This window comes from Micromonospora sp. NPDC005237 (assembly GCF_040607775.1).
In the GTDB taxonomy this organism is placed as follows: Bacteria; Actinomycetota; Actinomycetes; order Mycobacteriales; family Micromonosporaceae; genus Micromonospora.
In genome coordinates this window covers 553,696-570,792 of record NZ_JBEXHJ010000003.1, presented here as the reverse complement: position 1 = coordinate 570,792, position 17,097 = coordinate 553,696, and the positions used below count along the sequence as shown (strand labels likewise).

Sequence of the window (17,097 nt, the reverse complement as noted above, 5' to 3'; positions counted from 1 at the left end):
GCCGGGACCGGTAAGCCAGCGAAGGGATCGAACGTGGCAAAACTCGCCCTGAGCCCGGCCGAGGCCGCGCTCTACGAGCTTGTCGGCTCCCGGACCTTCGTGCGCGCGCGCCAGCTGCTTGAGCGTGGGGAACTGCTGGACGTGCAGTGGGATCCGGAGACCGGTCAGGGGCGCGGTCGGCTCGACGGCAGCGTGGCGGGCCAGGTGGCGGCGACGGTGCGGTCGGACGCCGACGGCATGGTCGAGGCGTTGGATGGTTCGTGTACGTGCGGGCAGACCGGCTGTGCCCACCCTGCCGCGCTGGTGCTTGCGACGTTCGCCACGGCCGAACCCCGGAGACCCCGTCCGGCGCGGTCTGCGCCGAGTTGGGAGCGGGCGGTCTCCGCGTTGGTCCGGGACGTCGCCCCGCCGCCGGTTGTGCCGGAGTCGGAGCCGCCGGGTCTCGGCCTGCAGTTCGACGTCGTTTCCCAGGGCTCGGACGCTGCGGCGGGTTTCCAGGTCGAGCTGCGGCCGGTGGTGCCGGGCCGCACCGGCTGGGTGCGGTCCGGGATCAGCTGGTCGACGTTGAGCTACGCCTATTTCGGCCGATCGGCGCAGACCGAACGGCACCGCCGACTGCTCGTCGAGATCTCCCGACTGGCGAGCACAGACACCGACTCCTACCACTACTACGACGGCCATCGGCGGGCGCTCGCGCTACACGAGTTCGCCAGTCGGCGGATCTGGGACCTGCTGGCTGAGGCGGACGAGGCCGGGCTGCCGCTGGTGCAGGCCGGCAAGCGAGCCGGGCCGGTCGTGCTGGGCCGTCCGGCCCGGCTCTCGGTGCAGGTCGGCCGGTCCGATGGGGAGCTGGTGCTGGCGCCGACATTGTCGGCCGGCGGTGCACCGATCCCTGTGTCGCGCGTACTCCTCATCGGCGAACCGGCGCACGGCGTCGCCGGGGTGGGGGAGCTGAGCGGGCCCGACGCCCGATCCGGCGGACCGGCACTCTGGTTGGCGCCGCTGGCCGGGACATTGCTGCCGGGGATGGTGCGGGCGCTCGCCGGGCCGGCGATCCGGATTCCGGCCGCCGAGGAGCAGCAGTTCTTCGACCGCTTCTACCCGGAGCTGCTCCGCCAGGTGGAGGTGTTCGCCGCGGATCCGGCCGTTCAGCTTCCGATGGTAGGGCCGGCCACACTGACCGCGACGGTGAGACCCGAGCCCGATCACCGTCTCCGGGTGGGCTGGGAGTGGCATCGGGTCGTCGGTGGCCGGCGCCATCCCGAGCCGCTGCGGGACGGGGTGGCCGTCGCCGCGGACGAGCGCCGTGCGGAGCTGTTGCGGCGGGTCGTCGACCTGGTCGCCAAGCCGGCGCCCGAGCTCCTGGAGCCGTCCTCGACCGGGCCCCGGCTGGCCGCCTCGGTGAGCCTCGCCGGTGACGCCCTGGTCCGGTTCGTCAGTGACGTCGTGCCGCGACTGGCCGAGCTCGACGGTGTGGAGCTGGCCACTCCCTCGGATGGGACGCTCGACGACTACCAGGAGACACACGCTGCGCCCGCCATCACCTTCGCCGATGGCGGTGATCCCGGCGAGCATGACTGGTTCGACCTGTCGGTGCGGGTCTCCGTCGGTGGGGAGCAGGTCGACTTCGCCGCGCTCTTCGCGGCGTTGGCGCAGGAACAGCAATACCTCATCCTGCCCAGCGGCACCTACTTCGCGCTCGAACGACCGGAGTTCCAGCAGCTGCGGGACCTGATCGCCGAGTCCCGGGCACTCGCGGATGCCCCGCCCGGGGTGTTGCGGGTGGGCCGGTTCCAGGCGGGGCTCTGGGACGAGCTGGCTGAGTTGGGTGAGGTCACCGGCCAGGCCGCGGCCTGGCAGCGGTCGGTACGCGCGCTCAGCGAGGCGGAACCCGCCGCCGAGCAACAGATCCCAGCCGGGGTACGGGCGCAGCTGCGCCCGTACCAGCAGGATGGTTTCCGTTGGTTGGCCACCCTGCACGACCACGGCCTCGGCGGCGTCCTCGCCGACGACATGGGGCTCGGCAAGACCCTGCAGACGCTGGCGCTGATCTGCCACGCGCGCGCCGAGGCGCCGTTCCTGGTGGTCGCTCCGGCCAGCGTCGTCGCCAACTGGGCGAGCGAGGCGGGCCGCTTCACTCCGGAGCTGGACGTCCGGGCGGTCACCCAGACCGTGGCACGGCGCGGCGTGCTCCTGGCCGGGGCGGTGGCCGGCGCGGACGTCGTGGTCACCTCGTACACGCTGTTTCGGCTGGAGTACGACGACTACCGTGCCCTCGACTGGGCCGGGCTGATCCTCGACGAGGCGCAGTTCGTCAAGAATTCGCAGTCCCAGGCGCACCGCTGCGCGAAGCTGTTGCCGGCGCCGTTCAAGCTGGCGATCACCGGCACGCCGATGGAGAACCACCTCGGCGAGCTCTGGGCGCTCTGCTCGATCACCGCACCCGGGCTGCTGCCCCGCGCCGACCGGTTCACCGAGTACTACCGCAACCCGATCGAGAAGGAGCGGGACGCGGAGCGGCTCGCCCAGCTGCGCCGCCGGATCCGGCCGCTGATGCTGCGCCGTCGCAAGGCGGACGTGGCCACGGACCTGCCGGCCAAGCAGGAGCAGGTCATCGAGGTGGAGCTGGACCGCCGGCACCGCCGGGTGTATCAGGCGTACCTGCAGCGGGAGCGGCAGAAGGTCCTCGGTCTCCTAGGCGACCTGGAGAAGAACCGGTTCGAGATCTTTCGGTCGTTGACCCTGCTGCGGCAGGCGAGCCTCGACGTGGCGCTGGTCGACCCGGCGCAGCAGAAGGTGCCAGCGACGAAGCTGGACGTGCTCACCGATCGGATCTCCAGTCTGGTCGCCGAGGGGCACCGCAGCCTGGTGTTCAGCCAGTTCACCCGCTTCCTCGACGCGGCCCGGCAGCGGCTGGAAGCGGACGGGATCGAGTGCAGCTATCTGGATGGGAACACCCGCGACCGGGCCGCGGTGATCGACGAGTTTAAAAGCGGCGGCAACCCGGTCTTCTTGATCAGCCTCAAGGCGGGCGGTTTCGGCCTCAACCTCACCGAGGCCGACTACTGCCTGCTGTTGGACCCGTGGTGGAACCCGGCCGCCGAGAACCAGGCAATCGACCGGACGCACCGCATCGGCCAGACCCGCAACGTCATGGTCTACCGCCTGGTCGCCAAGGACACCATCGAGGAGAAGGTGATGGCGTTGCAGGCCCGTAAGGCGGAGCTCTTCAGCAGCGTCCTGGACGGCGGCGAGTTCGCCTCCGCGCAGCTCACCGCGGGCGATATCAGGAGCCTGCTCGAGTGAACGCGGCCGCGTGGCGTGAGCGGCCGGGGGCGCTTAGTCAGTATGCAGCAGGTATGCTCGGAGTATGACGCGCCGCATCACGATCAGCTTGCCCGACGACGTGGCCGCGTACGTCGAGCGCACGCAGGGCAACACGTCCGGTTTCATCGCCGGAGTCCTTCGCCGGAAGATGCGGGCCGACAATCTCCGTGCGCGGTGGGCGCAGCTCGGCTATATCGTCACCGATGAAGACGTGGAGCGGACAAGGGCTCGCCTGGCAGCCCTCCCACCGATCAGTGACGAGCAGCATGCCCGCAATCTCGAGTGGCTTCGCCAGTTCGACGATGAGGGGACTGCGGCCGCGTGAACGGCCTGGTCCTCGACACCTCTGCTCTTCTCGCCTACGCCTCGGGGACCAGCGTCGAACCTGGTGCGATGCTGACCCTCGCGCAGGAGGACCCGGAGCAACAGGTGTGGGTTCCCGCCCTTTGCCTGGGGCAGGCGCAGCTCGAACTGGCGGGCACTGCAGTCGCCACCATGCTTGACCTGTTGTTCACGGAGGACCGCGACATCCAGGTAGCGGTCTACGACGCGGCCACGAGCCGACGGGTTGCCCGTATCGCCGCGCGTTCACACGTGTCGTTGGATGTCGCGCACGCCGTCGCGACCGCCGCGCTCTACCGCTGCTATCTGGTCACCCGAGACCCGAAGACCGTGTCGCCGGCGATGCCCCCTGGGCTGGAGATCCTCGATATCAGCCTGACCTGGGACTAACACTCCGCTGGGACCTCTGTCTCGGCCGTTCGACGGGGCCGGTCAGGTCGGGCAGGGCTCAGTCGCCATGCCGACAATGCGTGGATGGTGGTCACTCGTCGGGGATAGTGGCGAACGTGGCGAGGCTGACCGACGAGGGCGATGACCCGTACCTCTGGCTGGAGGACCTGGATGGCGCGGACGCCGCCGGGTGGGTGCGGGACCGCAACGCGGAGACCCTGGCCACGCTGACCGGAGGCGAGGCGTTCGCCGGGCTGCGGGCCGAGATCCGGCAGGTGCTCGATGCGGAGGACCACATCCCCTACCCGGGCTGGCGCGGGGACGGCTTCTACTACGGCTTCTGGAAGGACGCGTCGCACCCGCGTGGGGTCTGGCGGCGGACGACGCTCGATGAGTACCGCCGGCCTGCGCCGGAGTGGGACGTGCTGCTCGACGTCGACGCGTTGGCGGCGGAGGAGGGCGAGAACTGGGTCTGGAGCGGGGTGACGGTGCTGCGGCCCGGTTATCAGCGCTGCCTGATCAGCCTGTCCCGGGGCGGCGCCGACGCGGTCGTGGTGCGCGAGTTCGACCTGCTCCGCCGGGCTTTCGTCGAGGACGGCTTCACGCTGCTGGAGGCGAAGAGCCGTGTCTGCTGGATCGACGCGGACCACATCTACGTCGGCACCGACTTCGGGCCGGGGTCGCTGACCTCCTCCGGGTACCCACGCGTCGCGAAACGCTGGCGGCGAGGCACGCCGCTGTCGGCGGCCGACACGGTGCATGAGGGGCGGCCGGAGGACGTAGCGGTGTTCGCCTCGCACGATCCAACCCCTGGATTCGAGCGCGACTTCGTCGTTCGCAGCCTGGACTTCTACCGCACCCAGAGCTACCTGCTGACCGGGGCGGGCGAACTGACCCGGATCGAGGTGCCGGAGGACGCCTGGTGGGAGGTGCACCGGAAGTGGCTTTTAATCCGGCTGCGCTCGCCGTGGCTGGTCGGTGGGGTGACCCATCCCTCTGGTGTTTTGCTGGCGACCCGATTCGAGGCGTTCCTCGCTGGTCAGCGGGAGTTGACGGTGCTCTTCCGGCCCGACGCTCGCACGGCGCTGAGCTCTTACGTCTGGACCCGGAACCATCTGATCCTGGCCACGCTAGTTCACGTGCGGAGTCGGCTGGAGGTGCTGACGCCCGGCGAGACCGGTTGGCGGCGGGAGCCGCTTGCGGGGGTGCCGAAGCTCGACCACAGCCGGATCCTGGAGACCGACCCGCACCACGACGACGCCTACCTGCTCGCCTCCGAAGGGTTTCTGCAACCGGCGAGGCTGCGGCTCGGCCAGGTCGGCGGCGCGGTCGAGACGCTCAAGCGGGAGCCGGAGTTCTTCGACGCGGACGGCCTGGCGGTACGCCAGTTCTTCGCCACCTCGGCCGACGGAACCCGGGTGCCGTACTTCGTGGTGGGGGAGCCGGGCGCGGCCGGCGGGCCGACGCTGCTCACCGGGTACGGCGGCTACGAGGTCTCCCTGACCCCGCACTACAGCGGGACCATCGGGCGCGGCTGGCTGGCCCGGGGCGGCAGCTACGTGGTGGCGAACATCCGGGGCGGCGGAGAGTACGGCCCCGAGTGGCACCGCGCCGCGCTGCGGGAGAACCGGCCCCGGGCGTACGAGGACTTCGCGGCGGTGGCGGTCGACCTGGTGACGCGCGGGATCACCACGCCGGAGCGGCTCGGCGTCGAGGGCGGCAGCAACGGCGGGCTGCTGATGGGGGTGATGCTGACCCGCTACCCCGCGCTCTTCGGGGCTGTCGTCGCCAGCGTGCCGATGCTGGACATGCGGCGCTACCACCGGCTGCTGGCCGGAGCCTCGTGGATGGCCGAGTACGGCGACCCGGACCGGGAGGCCGACTGGGCCTACCTGCGGGAGTACTCGCCGTACCACAACGTCCGCGGCGGCCGGCTGTACCCGTCGGTCCTGTTCATCACCTCGACGCGAGACGACCGGGTGCATCCGGGGCACGCCCGGAAGATGGCTGCCCGGCTGCGCGAGCACGGCCACGACGTGTCCTACTACGAGAACGTCGAGGGCGGGCACGGGGCGGCGGCCAACAACGAGCAGCGGGCCTTCGTGTGGGCGCTGACGCTGGAGTTCCTGTGGCGAAAGCTGACCGGACAACCCGACAGCCTGCCGCGCCAGGTCTCGCCGGACGACGCGGTTGAGGCGGGAGCGGACCTGGGCGTTGCAGCGCCGGGAGGACGCGGGGGAGAAGGTCGACATCGAGGTGCCGCCGAAGTACAGCTCGGCGGACTTCGCCCGGCCGTCGTACTGGAAGGCGCGCGGCAAGCTTGACGTGCCGAAGGAGCGGTTCATCTCGTACCCGCAGGCGGGGCGGGACAGTGACGGCAGCGAACTGCTCGGCTGGGCCGGGTGGGACCACTTGGCGCAGGCGCAGGCGCTCGCCACCATCTACCTTGACCGGAAGACGCAGGAGGCGTGGCCGGCGCACCGGCGGCTGCCGCTGCTCGCCGGGCTGGTGGAGATCGAGCCGTGGCTGCACCAGTGGCACACCGACGACAATCCGGCCTACATGGGTTCACCCGCAGCGTTCTTCAGCACATTCATAGACGCTGAGCTGGCCCAGCTCAGCTCCGACCGCTCGGCGTTGGCGCTGCTGCGTGGCGTGCCGGAGCTGCCATGAGCATCAGGAATCCGGCATGATCCGACGGTCCGCAAGGAGGGCGTAGAGGTAGCTGGGCCCGCGTACGACGTTGTTCAGTGCGCCGGGCCCAGCCACCGGCCACAGGCCCAGCGCGGCCGTCAGCTGACTGCGGTGGATCCAATGGTGGGTGCGGTCGGTCAGCAGCCGGTCTCCGTCAACTGTGTAGTAGAACTTCAGCCCGCTGACCGTCCGAAAGGTCTGACCGGCGTGCTCGGTGATCGCGGCCCAGACTTCATCGATGTCGTGCATGGACGGCTCCGCTCTACCGGTCGAAGGCGGACCAGTCGTCCTCCCACTGTGCGACGTCCTGCGGCTCGATCTTGGTGTGTCGGCTCTCGCTGTTGCGCGGTCTGACGCCCACCCGGGCCATGAACTGCTGGTGGCGCTGCCGCACGTCATGACGCAGCTCGTCGCCAGGTGCGATGAAGAACCGTGGGTGTGCCTCCGAGACGTCGACAAGTACGTACGTCGCAACGGTGCTGTCGGTGAACGTGGCGATGTCCGCGATCATCCAGGCGCCCTTGCCGGCGACCATCACGGCGGCGCGGCGGCCGTCGATGTCGATGAAGGTTTGTGCACCGGCGAGGCTCGCGCGGTGGCCACGTAGCAGGGCCTGGCCAACGGCCAGATGACGGCCGGCTTGGTGGGTCTGCTGATGAGTCGGCATCTTGTCCTCCCAATGGTCCTGTCGGTTGTCGCTACTGCGGCGCGTCCGACCTCGGCCAGAGTGCCCGGAGAGCCTTCGCCTCGGGGGACTGCGCCTCGAAGGGCTTGCGCCAGTCGATCTCACCGCCAACTGCTTGGACAGCCTCATTCACCTTCTCGAACGGGCATGTGCCAAGACCGCCGGAGTTGTGCGGCCATACCAGGAAGGCCACCGGCCGGCGTCGCTCCTCGGTCACCACCCGTGCGACCCGGGCCGGCGGCCAGGCTCGGGAATTCTTCCGTGGTTCCTGCCTGATCGGGCCGACATCGACCAGAACGACCTCGTCTCCCTGACGGACCATGCGCTCGTCGCCCCGGTACATGCGCCACGGCAGGACGGCGCTGTGGCCGTGGCGCTGCTCTAGCCGCTCTGCCACCGCCGCAGCCTTTCCTGAAAGTGCCGTCGGCTCGTTGACGGCCATGCCCACCCACAGGCGCGATAGCCGCCGGCTGGCGTGCGGCGGGGATGCTATTACAGGAGGGCGATAGACCTGCTGTGCGTGCGTCAGCCACGTCGCGTCAATCCGATCGCTGTCGGCCTGCCACACGTCCAACTGCTCGATGACCTGCGCGCACAGCCCCTCGTCGTCTGTGACGACGGCCGCCTCCCGCAGTCGATCGCGAGAGTGAGCGGAGGCGTTGGCCGAGCCGATAACGACCCGCGTGCGCCTGCCCGCCAGGTGCATCACCTTGGCATGCAGGCCCCACAGGGAGCGCACCTCGACACCGGCGGTGAGCCAGGCGCCGATGACGGCTGGGTCTACGAGACCGGCGCCGAGCGCGGCGTCGGAACCGTCGATGATGATCAGATCGCCGGACACGAGGCCGAGCAGGTCCGCGGCGGCCGATCCGACGTAGGCAATGGCGGCGCGTTTGCGGGTCGCCTGCCTCAGATAGCTTTCCAGGCCGTGCCAGGTGTCATCCGCGATCAGCCGGATCATGGTCGCATCCTTGCACTGCGCTGCAACTGCGGTCGATGCCGTCTCAGGCAGTTGATGGGTCCCGAGACCGGCGCTTCCTCGTCACCTTGGCGGGTTGACGGATGATGTCCTCGTCCTCCGGCTCCCGCGGCACCAGGTGGAAGCCCTCCTCCGTGTCCGGGTCGTAGTGCACCACGGCGTGCCGCTCCTTCAGATCGCGCAGGAGGGCGTCGACTCGATAGATGTCGTCCTGGTTCAACGTCTTGCCGGCGCGACGTCGCGCCTCTGCACGGAGCAGGACCACCAGGTAGTTGTACTTGTGTCGAGGCTCGACCCCCCCACGGGATCAGCTCCTCGTCGCGAACCTGCCTGGGATCCAAGCCGTGCGTGCGTCGGAAATAGCTCCAGCCGGAGGGGCTGATGCGGATGCTGTACTTCCGCTCGTGCTCGGCGGTCATCCACGTATAGGTGCGGCCCTCCGTGATCCATTGGATCGCTTCATCTGCGTTCTGGATCTTCGGCTTCGGTGCCATCCAACCCCCTGTCATCACGCCCCGGCCAGGCGACTCCCCGATCGCGCCGGCGCTGGAACTTACCTCGTCGCCGAGACGAGGCAAGTGGGGACTCCACGCCTTCGCGGACGACCCGGAGCGCATGCCCGTGAACCCCTTATTGGTGAGCGCCGCGAGGTGCCAAGCAGTGCCCAGGCGATCCGGAGAGGGCGCCCAGCCTCCGAAAGATTCGAAGGCTGCGCCGATAACAGTCAGTGGCGGAGGTTCATGCCCCTGACGCCTTGGACGAGGTGGCCCAGGCCGCCGGGGTGAAGGTCAGCCCCGGGGCCGCTTGGATGCTTCTGACCAAGACCTTGGGCCTGCTGATCGCCGACGAGCATGTGCCGTACCTGCCGGCGCAGCGGTACAAGCCGTCCGGGCTGCGCAAGCGGGCGCAGTGGGAGCGGACTTGGGCGTTGCAGCGCCGGGAGGACGCGGGGGAGAAGGTCGACATCGAGGTGCCGCCGAAGTACGCCTCGGCGGCCTTCGTCCGGCCGTCGTACTGGCGGGCGCGGGGCAAGCTCGACGTGTCGAAGGAGCGGTTCATCTCGTACCCGCAGGCGGGGCGGGACAGCGACGGCAGTGAACTGCTCGGCTGGGCAGGATGGGACCACTTGAAGCAGGCGCAGGCGCTCGCCACCATCTACCTTGACCGGAAGACGCAGGAGGCGTGGCCTGCGGAGCGGCTGCTGCCGCTGCTCGCCGGGCTGGTGGAGATCGAGCCGTGGCTGCACCAGTGGCACTCGGGCGAGCAACCCGGCTTCCCCGGATCGCCCGCCGAGTTCTTCACCGACTTCATCAACGCGGAGTTGGCCCAGCTCAGCTCCGACCGCTCGGCGCTGGCGCTACTGCGCGGCGTGCCGGAGCTTCCGTGACTTTGGCGAGCGCCACCGTGAATACCCAAGTCAATCCCTGTCAAAGTTGGCGGGCGCATGCGGGCGGTGTGTAGACTGAATCAAACGACATGATCATGATTCACTGCTTGGGGGTAGGTCATGGCCAGGGTCGATGTAGGCGTGTCGATTGAGCGTGCCAGGGTGGCTGCCGGCCTCAGTCAGCGAGCCCTTGCGGACCGGACGGGCATTTCCCAGGCCACCCTGTCACGGATAATCTCCGGCGACCGGGCGGCGAAGATCCCCGAGATTGTGGCGATTGCGTGGGCGACGGGGCATACGGTGGCCCAGCTCACCGGGGCGCAGACGGTTGCCGACCGCGCCCAGTACGCGGCTCGGGCCACCAACGGTTCGGGGATGGAAGAAATGCGTCAGGCGCTGCTGCACTTCCTGGAGCTGGACGACTACCTCGATGAGCAGGCCATTCCGGCCACGATCTGACCTTGGTGGAAGACCGTGAACGCTGAAGCCGAAGGGTGTGCTGCTGCCACCCTTTTCCGCAGAGAGCACCGCTTGGGCGTGCAGCCTCTGGGTGATCTCATTGCGATCATCGAGCAGGCGACTGGGATTGATGTGGCCGTGCTCGATGCCGGACCGGACGAGCACGGCCTGACGATGCGAGACCCGAAGCGCAACACGATGTTCATCGGGGTTGCCCGCTCCCGGAGACCGATTCGGCAGCGCAGCACGCTGGCTCATGAGCTCGGCCACGTGCAGTTGGGAGACTGGGCGGACGCCGACGCGGGCGACCTGAGCGCTCGGTCCCCTGCCGAGATCCGGGCCGATGCCTTCGCCAGGCACCTGCTTCTCCCCTCGGACGGCCTCCGGGATTTCCTCGGCGACCGAGAGCAGGCAGCGACGCGGTCCACCCTCTCCGTGGTCGTCCAGCGATTCCTGGTCTCACCCGCCGTCGCAGCCATCGCGCTGCACCAGGGCGGGTACATCAACGCCACCACCAAGACGGAGTGGATGGCCCTCTCCACACCCCAGCTTGCGGTGCGCTTCGGGTGGATCGACCAATACCACGCACTGCAGGCCGACTCCGACAAGCGGCGGGCTCCGCAACGTCTGCTCGCCCGCGCGACCAAGGGCTACGTGGAGGGCGTGCTCCCCGTGCAGGCCATCGCCAACCTGCGTGGCATCGCCGCAGAGGCCGCCGAAGCGGAGCTGCGGGAAGCGGGCGTGGTGCCTGTCGACCGTCCGATCGCCTGGGCCGATCCCGCTGAGCTGCCGGAGGTTCCGATCGACCTGGCGGCGCTGGACGAGGACCTGAGCGCGCCAGACGACCCGCCGGACCGGACGATCGAGACAGACGCACGATGAGTCAACGGCCGATCATTGACGCTGGGCCCAGCCTGAACTTCCTCTCGATAAACCGAGAGCGGCTCCTGATCGGCATTCTCGGCCCGCTCAGCGCCCCGGAGACGGTCCAGTCGGAGGTCATGCGCAAGTCTCGGGACGACCAGCGCTTCCGTCCCGCCGCGACAGTGTGGCGAAAGCTGGCACCGCGCTGGCTACAGATTCTCTCCGACGACGAGACACCCGAACTCGCCGCAGTGGTCCACCGGATCACCCGGCAACCCATGCACGAGCGGCTGAAGCAGTCGAGAGACCTGGGCGAGGTAATGGTAGTGGCGCACGCTGTGGTCGCTGCCGAAGCTGGCGAGTCGATGACCGTGCTCATTGACGATGGGGCAGGAGCGCGCCTCGCCACCTCGGAAGTAGGCCGACTGCAACGGCTTCGAGCTCAAGGCCGTGCGGTGGGATCGATCAGGCTGGTGAACACGCTGACAGTCCTCGAACGCGCGGCAGGCAGCGAGCACATCCCGGACAAGACTGCGATGCGCGACGTCTACGATCGGCTGCGCGGTCTCGATGACGGCCTGCCGCCGGTTGATACGACGAACCTCATGTCGACCGCCTGCTGGCGGTAAGCGGCCGCAGTCGAGCCAGCGGGCCGTAGCCACACGACGGCGTTCCCGGCAGCCTTCTCGTGTGGGGCTATCTCGGGTTGATGTATATGCCTCATCCGGTGCGCGCGCTATCGACCACACGCGGGTCGTGACGCCCGAGTTGGCGGGGCCCGCTGTCTCAGCGTTCGCAGTGTCCGTCTACAAAGGTCGACGATCTCGCCCAATCGTCGGGGCCTGCGGGGTCACGTACGCAAGATCGGTGAGCCAAGATCTTTAGCTGTACCGATCAACGCGTAGCTTCCTCGCCTGCTCCATGCGGGAGGCAGCGCGACGAGACTGCCGGGAGACCCCTCAACGTGATCAACAAGTTCGCCGGACGCTGTGGTAAGTGCGGACAGTGGGTGGCAGCCGGAGCCGGGCAGGCTCTCAGGCTCGGCGGCCGCTGGAATTCGTTCCACCACGATTGCGCGCCGATCCAGGCCGCGCCGCCGGTGGGGAATCACCGAGGGTGGCACGACATGCCTGTCGTCGGTTTCGACATTGAGGGCACTGACGGCGAGCCACAGGACACGCGGATCGTGTCCGCAGCCTTGGTCTACGCCGACGGCACGGCCAAGACCTGGCTGATCAATCCGGGGGTGCCGATTCCGGCGGACGCCATCGCCATCCACGGCATCACCGACGAGCTGGTGCGCGACGCCGGGGCGGCACCCCGTGAGGCGTTGGCCGAGCTCAGCACCGAGATCGCCAAGCTGATCGTGAACGGCACACCGCTCGTCGCCTTCTGCGCTCACTACGACGTCACGGCGCTCCACACCGAGTTGGCCCGGCACGGTCTGCCGGCGGTGGAATGGGAGCGGGCCAGCATCATCGATCCGTCGATCCTGCACCGGGAGGTTGAGCCCGACTGGTCCGGAGGGTGGCGGCTGGGCGACCTCTCTAGGTACTACGAGGTCGAGTTGACGAACGCCCATGATGCCGCGAGCGACGCGCGGGCGGCTGCCGAATTGGCGGTATCGATCGCGACCCGCCATGAGCGGATCGCCCGGATGCGACCCGATGATCTCCACCAGGCGCAGGTCACCTGGTTCGCCGAGCAGAAGCGCGAGCTGCAGGCCTTCTTTGACAGGCAGGGGCGAGACGAGAAGGTGAGCCTGGAGTGGCCGTTGGAGACCAGGCGGCGCCGGTAGGCGCTGCGGCACCTCCGAGAACAGCGGCCGTCGGTGATGTCGCTCAGCGCCCGATCGCGACTGCCGTGAAGTGGTAGTTGCCGGGGCCGACTGACTTGTCGAGGGCGCGGATGATCCGGTCGGGGTTGTCGTACGGGCCTTGCTGGAAGTAGGGCTTGCCGCCCAGACCGAACGTGATCAGGCTCGGCGGGTCCCACGTTCCGAGGTGGGGTGCGCTGCTGTAGAAGTCGCGATGCGGGTCGAAGCCGAGGCCGTGGGCGTAGTCGACGGCCCCGAAGACCAGGTGTCGGGCGAGGTCGATGGGTGCCTTGACCGCCCCGGATTCGTAAGCCTGGAAGAAGTCGCCGAGGAAGTACGGCAGCTCGTCCAGGTCGGTCGTCGTAGGCGGCACGGCGTTCTTGACACCGAGGCAGTAAGTGTCGACCAGGAACCCGCAGGTGGTCACGGCGTCGCCGTCGGCGCGGGCGACCGCGACGCTGACCAGGCCTGCTCCCATCGCCATCGGTGGAAGTGCGTCATCGTCGATCCAGTCGGCGGGCCGCTCCGTGATAGTCAGGCCGTTGCTCCACTGACGGCTGATCCAACAGCCCACGAGCGGGAGTTCCGAGGGGTGAACGCGGCCTGGTCGCGTAACGGCCACACCACGGACGAGTTTGGTGGCCACGGCACGGGTGACGCCGAGCTCCCGGGCGATCTGTTTGGGCGTCCTGCCGGCTGCCCGGAGCGCCTGTGCCTGTGCCTTCAGCTCGTTCGATTCCACCGGGCCATCTTGATGTCGCCCCCGCCGGGCGTCAACGCCGGCACGCGGTTGCGGGGTGTCGCCGATGCTCGCGGTCAGCCCAGAACTTGATGTACTGCCGGACTGCTCGGCCGCTGCCTTGCAGGGTGATGGCGGCCTCCACCAGCCGCTGTTTGCCCTGCTCGGCTCGGTTGATGGCTCGGCAGCCGGGATCGGGAGACGACAAAGGGATGCCGCTTCGGCAACCGGACGGCATCCCTTCGAGTAGGAGGTGTCAGCGGCCGAGCGTCTCCTGCTTGACGCTGGCGACGAAGGTCGACCAGGCGGTCGGGCCGAACGTCAGCACCGGGCCGGTCGGGTCCTTGCTGTCTCGCAGCCCGACCTTGCCCGCCAGGTTGTCCGCAACTTCGACGCAGTTGCCGGAGCCGTTGCTGCGGGTGCTCTTGCGCCAGGTCACCGGGGCCTGGTTGACCTCTTCCACCCGCGCCGTCCTCTCATAGCTCGTCGAGCGCCCCCTGGATCAGGTCGCGCGACTCGCGAGCGCTGGCCGCTGTGGCGACCAGGTGCTCGAAGACGCGGCTGTACTCCCTGACCTGTTGGCCTTCGAGATAGAGGCTACCCGCGCGGGTCTCGACATAGACGACCCCCGGATCGGCCGGCTCGGGGAAGGTCAGCACGCTGAAAGCGCTGCCCATCGACCCGTATTCGCCTGCCCCGAAGGTCAGGATCTGGATGGTGCGGCCGGGTCGGTCCGCCTCCTTGGCCAGCCGCTGCAACTGTGCCTGGAACGCCTCGGCGCCGCCGACCGGCCTCCGCAGGGCTGCCTCGTCCAGCACCACCCAGAGCTTCGGGGGACTGTCGTTGTTCTGCCGGCGCATCCGCAACTCCACCCGCCGATCCACCTCGTCGCCGGGGGCGTCCGGATGCTCGGCACGGATGACCGCGCGGGCGTAGTCGGCCGTCTGGAGCAGGCCGGGGATCAGTTGCGGCTCGAAGGCGCGGATCTCCGAAGCTTCGGCCTCCAGTCCGACGTAGACCTCGAACCAGTCGGGCAGCACGTCGTCGTACGCCTGCCACCAGCCGCGCTTGCGGGCGTCGCGGGCGACCTGGACGAGCGCGTCCACCTCTTCGCCCTCGACGCCGTACAGCTCAAGGAGGCCACGGGCGACCGGTGGCATGACGGAGACCTGGGCGTTCTCGATGCGGCTGATCGCCGACTTCGAGATGCCCACCTCCTTGGCGGCCTGGTCGGCGGTCATGCCGGTTTGCTCACGGAGGCGACGAAGCGCGGCAGCCAGGCGTCGACGTCGGACGGTCGGACTTCCAGTCATGCCCGTCAGTGTGACGGAACGAGACAGGCTTCGCAACGAACCACTCCCAGATCGGGAGTTGCATAAAGGGTGCGGTTCGCTGCACGATGAGTGAGGCCACGAATCGCCTGAGTCACGAACAGTGCTCGCCTTTCGGGCTGCTCGACTGGCCCTGCTTCCGTACTGCTGATTGAAGGCTGCGGTGGCAGGTGCCGGGGTGGGTCCGTCGGTGCGCGGCGGGCCGATGGGCCCGCCCTTCCACAGGTCAATCTCGACGGTGAGAGGCAGGTCCTGTCATGCGCGTCTTCTTCCGGCGTGCCCGGCGTCGTCAGCGGTCGGTCAGCGGGCCGACCTGCTACCGCTCGGCGGCCTACCATCCGCTGCGCCCCTGGCAGGTGCGCGAGCGAGGCTTCCGGCCGACCCCGTTCGGGCGGCGTGGGCTCGACCCGCAGGAGGTGCGGGAGTTCCTCGACCGGATCGCCGGTGACCTGGCCGTCGTCTACGACGCGCTCGCGCAGAGCCGCCGGGAGACCGACCGGGTCAAGGACGCGCTGCGCCGCTGGCAGTCCGAGCAGGCCCGAACCCGCAACGAGCGGGGGTACGACCGGTGACCGAGCGCTGGGTCATCCACCTGCCGGTGGTCGCGAACGACCTGCTCTCCGCCCAGCGCCTCGCCCGGGTGGTGGCGCACTGGACCCACGTCCTGCCGCAGACCGACCCGGGCGGCACCACCGTCTCGGCGGAGGACGACCAGGACGTACGCCACTGGGTCTTCTGCGACCGGATCATGCCCGGCGGCCCGCGGTGCCTGCTCCGGTCCGACCACGACGGCGCGTGTTCCCGGCGGTTCCGCTGGCGGTGACCGGCCGGGCCGGTCACCGCCGCGGCGCTCGCGGTGTACGAGGCCAGCATCAGCGGTCCGAAGGACGGTAGCTTCGCCTACGGGTACTACGTAGAAAAGAGCACTTCTCGTAGTCGGGCGCGAGGCCTGTTGATCTGTCTGAAGTGAGCCATGCGCGCGCTGCCATACGACGCCGGTACGGTTGCGAACCGCTTGTGCCCGGTATGCCGCGCCCCTCCGGGCACGACAACCGGGCATGAACGTCCGCGCCGGCGGTACGGCTCCCTACCAGGCTCGGTTACGCGGAGGCGGCGGTCAGCGCCGAGACCTCCGCCTCCGTCAGCGCGAGGTCAGCGACCGCGAGCAGTGCCGGCAGTTGCTCGACGGTCCGCGCGCTCGCGATCGGCGCTACGACGGTCGGCTGAGCGAGGAGCCAGGCGAGCGCCACGGTGGCCATCTCGGCACCCCGCGCGGTGGCGATCTCGTCGAGTGCTGCGAGGACCTTTTGCCCCCGTTCCGACTTCAGGTACTCCGAGGCGCCCTGCGCCCGTACGCTGTTCACCGCCGCGCCCGGCCGGTACTTGCCGGTCAGGAAGCCGGAGGCGAGCGAGTAGTAGGGAACGACTGCGAGGCCGTGCCGCGCAGCCGTCGTCTCCAGGTCCCCCTCGTACGTATCGCGCGAGACCAGGTTGTAGTGCGGCTGCAGAGCCACGTAGCGGGCGAGGTTCTGGCTGTCGGAGAAGGCGAGGGAGGCCTCGAGTCGCTCGGGGCTGATGTTGGAGGCGGCGATTGCTCGGACCTTTCCCTCCTTCACCAGTTGGTCGAGCGTGGTGATGATCTCCTCGACGGGCAGGGTCGGGTCGTCGTAGTGGGTGTAGTACAGGTCGATGTAGTCAGTGCGCAGGCGGCGCAACGACTCCTCGACCCCGCCCTTGATGGTCGTGGCGGCCAGCCCCTTGTACGTCGGGTGGGCGCCGACCTTGGTGGCGATGATCATGGAATCGCGGTTGCCGCGTGCGGAGAGCCAGTTCCCAATGATGGCCTCGGACTCGCCGCCCTGGTTGCCGGGCACCCAGGCCGAGTACATGTCAGCGGTGTCGATGAAGTTGCCGCCCGCGGCGGCGTACGCGTCGAGCACGGCAACTGACTGCGCCTCGTCGGCCGACCAGCCGAAGACGTTGCCGCCGAGCGCGAGCGGGAAGACCTCGAGGTCTGACGAGCCGAGCTTACGAAGATCAACCATGTCTGGCACCAACATGCGTCACACGCCGTCCATTCCTAC

20 protein-coding genes are annotated in these 17,097 nt (G+C 68.9%); 12 read left to right on the top strand and 8 right to left on the bottom strand.

Annotated elements, in window-relative coordinates; genetic code table 11:
- Positions 1–33: 33 nt before the first annotated feature.
- From ABZT87_RS11495 to ABZT87_RS11475, 5 genes are all read left to right on the top strand, one after another.
- The gene (locus tag ABZT87_RS11495) at positions 34–3,306 is read left to right on the top strand and encodes a DEAD/DEAH box helicase (RefSeq protein ID WP_354856276.1); all 3,273 of its coding nucleotides are present in this window, start codon (positions 34–36) and stop codon (positions 3,304–3,306) included.
- A gap of 64 nt (positions 3,307–3,370) precedes the next feature.
- The gene (locus ABZT87_RS11490; RefSeq protein ID WP_354856274.1) at positions 3,371–3,652 is read left to right on the top strand and encodes a hypothetical protein; all 282 of its coding nucleotides are present in this window, start codon (positions 3,371–3,373) and stop codon (positions 3,650–3,652) included.
- The gene (locus ABZT87_RS11485) at positions 3,649–4,059 is read left to right on the top strand and encodes a hypothetical protein (RefSeq protein ID WP_354856273.1); all 411 of its coding nucleotides are present in this window, start codon (positions 3,649–3,651) and stop codon (positions 4,057–4,059) included. Before ABZT87_RS11490 ends, ABZT87_RS11485 begins: the two co-directional genes overlap by 4 nt.
- Positions 4,060–4,175: 116 nt before the next feature.
- Positions 4,176–6,383 carry a prolyl oligopeptidase family serine peptidase gene (locus ABZT87_RS11480; protein WP_355135196.1) on the top strand — a complete coding sequence of 736 codons (2,208 nt, stop codon included), beginning with the start codon at positions 4,176–4,178 and terminating at the stop codon, positions 6,381–6,383.
- Positions 6,316–6,732, top strand: a complete 417-nt coding sequence (locus ABZT87_RS11475) for a hypothetical protein (protein ID WP_355135194.1) — start codon at positions 6,316–6,318, stop codon at positions 6,730–6,732. The genes ABZT87_RS11480 and ABZT87_RS11475 overlap by 68 nt, the downstream gene beginning before the upstream one ends.
- A gap of 3 nt (positions 6,733–6,735) precedes the next feature.
- Here ABZT87_RS11475 and ABZT87_RS11470 read toward each other — a convergent pair whose 3' ends face one another.
- Genes ABZT87_RS11470 through ABZT87_RS11455 form a run of 4 tightly spaced genes read right to left on the bottom strand, consistent with a single transcriptional unit; the run spans position 6,736 to position 8,682 of the window.
- Entirely contained in the window at positions 6,736–7,002 is a 267-nt protein-coding gene (locus tag ABZT87_RS11470; protein WP_355135192.1) for a hypothetical protein, read from the bottom strand.
- A gap of 13 nt (positions 7,003–7,015) precedes the next feature.
- Positions 7,016–7,420: a hypothetical protein gene (locus tag ABZT87_RS11465; protein WP_355135190.1), complete on the bottom strand. Its 405-nt coding sequence runs from the start codon at positions 7,418–7,420 to the stop codon at positions 7,016–7,018.
- A 31-nt stretch (positions 7,421–7,451) separates the two neighbouring features.
- The gene (locus tag ABZT87_RS11460; protein ID WP_355135188.1) at positions 7,452–8,399 is read right to left on the bottom strand and encodes a hypothetical protein; all 948 of its coding nucleotides are present in this window, start codon (positions 8,397–8,399) and stop codon (positions 7,452–7,454) included.
- Between the two features lie 43 nt (positions 8,400–8,442).
- Positions 8,443–8,682: a hypothetical protein gene (locus ABZT87_RS11455; RefSeq protein WP_355135186.1), complete on the bottom strand. Its 240-nt coding sequence runs from the start codon at positions 8,680–8,682 to the stop codon at positions 8,443–8,445.
- Positions 8,683–9,171: 489 nt separating this feature from the next.
- Here ABZT87_RS11455 and ABZT87_RS11450 point away from each other — a divergent pair, with 489 nt between their 5' ends.
- The 5 genes from ABZT87_RS11450 (at position 9,172) to ABZT87_RS11430 (ending at position 12,925) form a co-directional block, all read left to right on the top strand.
- The gene (locus ABZT87_RS11450) at positions 9,172–9,804 is read left to right on the top strand and encodes a hypothetical protein (protein ID WP_355135184.1); all 633 of its coding nucleotides are present in this window, start codon (positions 9,172–9,174) and stop codon (positions 9,802–9,804) included.
- Positions 9,805–9,924: 120 nt separating this feature from the next.
- Positions 9,925–10,263 (top strand): helix-turn-helix transcriptional regulator, encoded by a 339-nt coding sequence (locus ABZT87_RS11445; RefSeq protein WP_139583850.1) that lies wholly within the window; start codon positions 9,925–9,927, stop codon positions 10,261–10,263.
- A gap of 15 nt (positions 10,264–10,278) precedes the next feature.
- Positions 10,279–11,145, top strand: coding sequence for an ImmA/IrrE family metallo-endopeptidase (locus ABZT87_RS11440; protein ID WP_355135181.1), 867 nt, complete (start codon positions 10,279–10,281; stop codon positions 11,143–11,145).
- Positions 11,142–11,756, top strand: coding sequence for a hypothetical protein (locus ABZT87_RS11435; RefSeq protein ID WP_355135179.1), 615 nt, complete (start codon positions 11,142–11,144; stop codon positions 11,754–11,756). Before ABZT87_RS11440 ends, ABZT87_RS11435 begins: the two co-directional genes overlap by 4 nt.
- 335 nt (positions 11,757–12,091) lie before the next feature.
- The gene (locus ABZT87_RS11430; RefSeq protein WP_354856263.1) at positions 12,092–12,925 is read left to right on the top strand and encodes an exonuclease domain-containing protein; all 834 of its coding nucleotides are present in this window, start codon (positions 12,092–12,094) and stop codon (positions 12,923–12,925) included.
- A gap of 43 nt (positions 12,926–12,968) precedes the next feature.
- On the opposite strand, the gene ABZT87_RS11425 is transcribed toward ABZT87_RS11430, so the two are convergent.
- The 3 genes from ABZT87_RS11425 to ABZT87_RS11415 form a co-directional block, all read right to left on the bottom strand.
- Positions 12,969–13,427, bottom strand: a complete 459-nt coding sequence (locus ABZT87_RS11425) for a hypothetical protein (protein ID WP_354856262.1) — start codon at positions 13,425–13,427, stop codon at positions 12,969–12,971.
- A gap of 511 nt (positions 13,428–13,938) precedes the next feature.
- On the bottom strand, positions 13,939–14,145 hold the full coding sequence (locus tag ABZT87_RS11420; protein WP_355135177.1) for a DUF397 domain-containing protein: 207 nt from the start codon (positions 14,143–14,145) through the stop codon (positions 13,939–13,941).
- Positions 14,146–14,158: 13 nt separating this feature from the next.
- Positions 14,159–14,995 (bottom strand): helix-turn-helix transcriptional regulator, encoded by an 837-nt coding sequence (locus tag ABZT87_RS11415; RefSeq protein ID WP_355135176.1) that lies wholly within the window; start codon positions 14,993–14,995, stop codon positions 14,159–14,161.
- A gap of 275 nt (positions 14,996–15,270) precedes the next feature.
- Between ABZT87_RS11415 and ABZT87_RS11410 the strand changes: the two genes are divergently transcribed.
- Positions 15,271–15,585 (top strand): DivIVA domain-containing protein, encoded by a 315-nt coding sequence (locus ABZT87_RS11410; RefSeq protein ID WP_355135174.1) that lies wholly within the window; start codon positions 15,271–15,273, stop codon positions 15,583–15,585.
- A complete protein-coding gene (locus ABZT87_RS11405) occupies positions 15,582–15,836 on the top strand; it encodes a hypothetical protein (protein ID WP_354856257.1) in 255 nt (84 codons plus the stop codon). Before ABZT87_RS11410 ends, ABZT87_RS11405 begins: the two co-directional genes overlap by 4 nt.
- Before the next feature lie 277 nt (positions 15,837–16,113).
- Here the strand turns inward: ABZT87_RS11405 and ABZT87_RS11400 are convergent, their stop codons facing one another.
- Positions 16,114–17,058 (bottom strand): aldo/keto reductase, encoded by a 945-nt coding sequence (locus tag ABZT87_RS11400; RefSeq protein WP_355135172.1) that lies wholly within the window; start codon positions 17,056–17,058, stop codon positions 16,114–16,116.
- Positions 17,059–17,097 lie beyond the last annotated feature (39 nt).

Bases quoted from the DNA above. Each gene is read 5' to 3' on its own strand.
- ABZT87_RS11400 (WP_355135172.1), bottom strand. From the start codon at position 17,058: ATGGTTGATCTTCGTAAGCTCGGCTCGTCAGACCTCGAGGTCTTCCCG.
- ABZT87_RS11425 (WP_354856262.1), bottom strand. From the start codon at position 13,427: ATGGCGATGGGAGCAGGCCTGGTCAGCGTCGCGGTCGCCCGCGCCGAC.
- ABZT87_RS11490 (WP_354856274.1), top strand. From the start codon at position 3,371: ATGACGCGCCGCATCACGATCAGCTTGCCCGACGACGTGGCCGCGTAC.
- ABZT87_RS11435 (WP_355135179.1), top strand. From the start codon at position 11,142: ATGAGTCAACGGCCGATCATTGACGCTGGGCCCAGCCTGAACTTCCTC.
- ABZT87_RS11460 (WP_355135188.1), bottom strand. From the start codon at position 8,399: ATGATCCGGCTGATCGCGGATGACACCTGGCACGGCCTGGAAAGCTAT.
- ABZT87_RS11415 (WP_355135176.1), bottom strand. From the start codon at position 14,995: ATGACTGGAAGTCCGACCGTCCGACGTCGACGCCTGGCTGCCGCGCTT.
- ABZT87_RS11465 (WP_355135190.1), bottom strand. From the start codon at position 7,420: ATGCCGACTCATCAGCAGACCCACCAAGCCGGCCGTCATCTGGCCGTT.
- ABZT87_RS11470 (WP_355135192.1), bottom strand. From the start codon at position 7,002: ATGCACGACATCGATGAAGTCTGGGCCGCGATCACCGAGCACGCCGGT.
- ABZT87_RS11410 (WP_355135174.1), top strand. From the start codon at position 15,271: ATGCGCGTCTTCTTCCGGCGTGCCCGGCGTCGTCAGCGGTCGGTCAGC.
- ABZT87_RS11445 (WP_139583850.1), top strand. From the start codon at position 9,925: ATGGCCAGGGTCGATGTAGGCGTGTCGATTGAGCGTGCCAGGGTGGCT.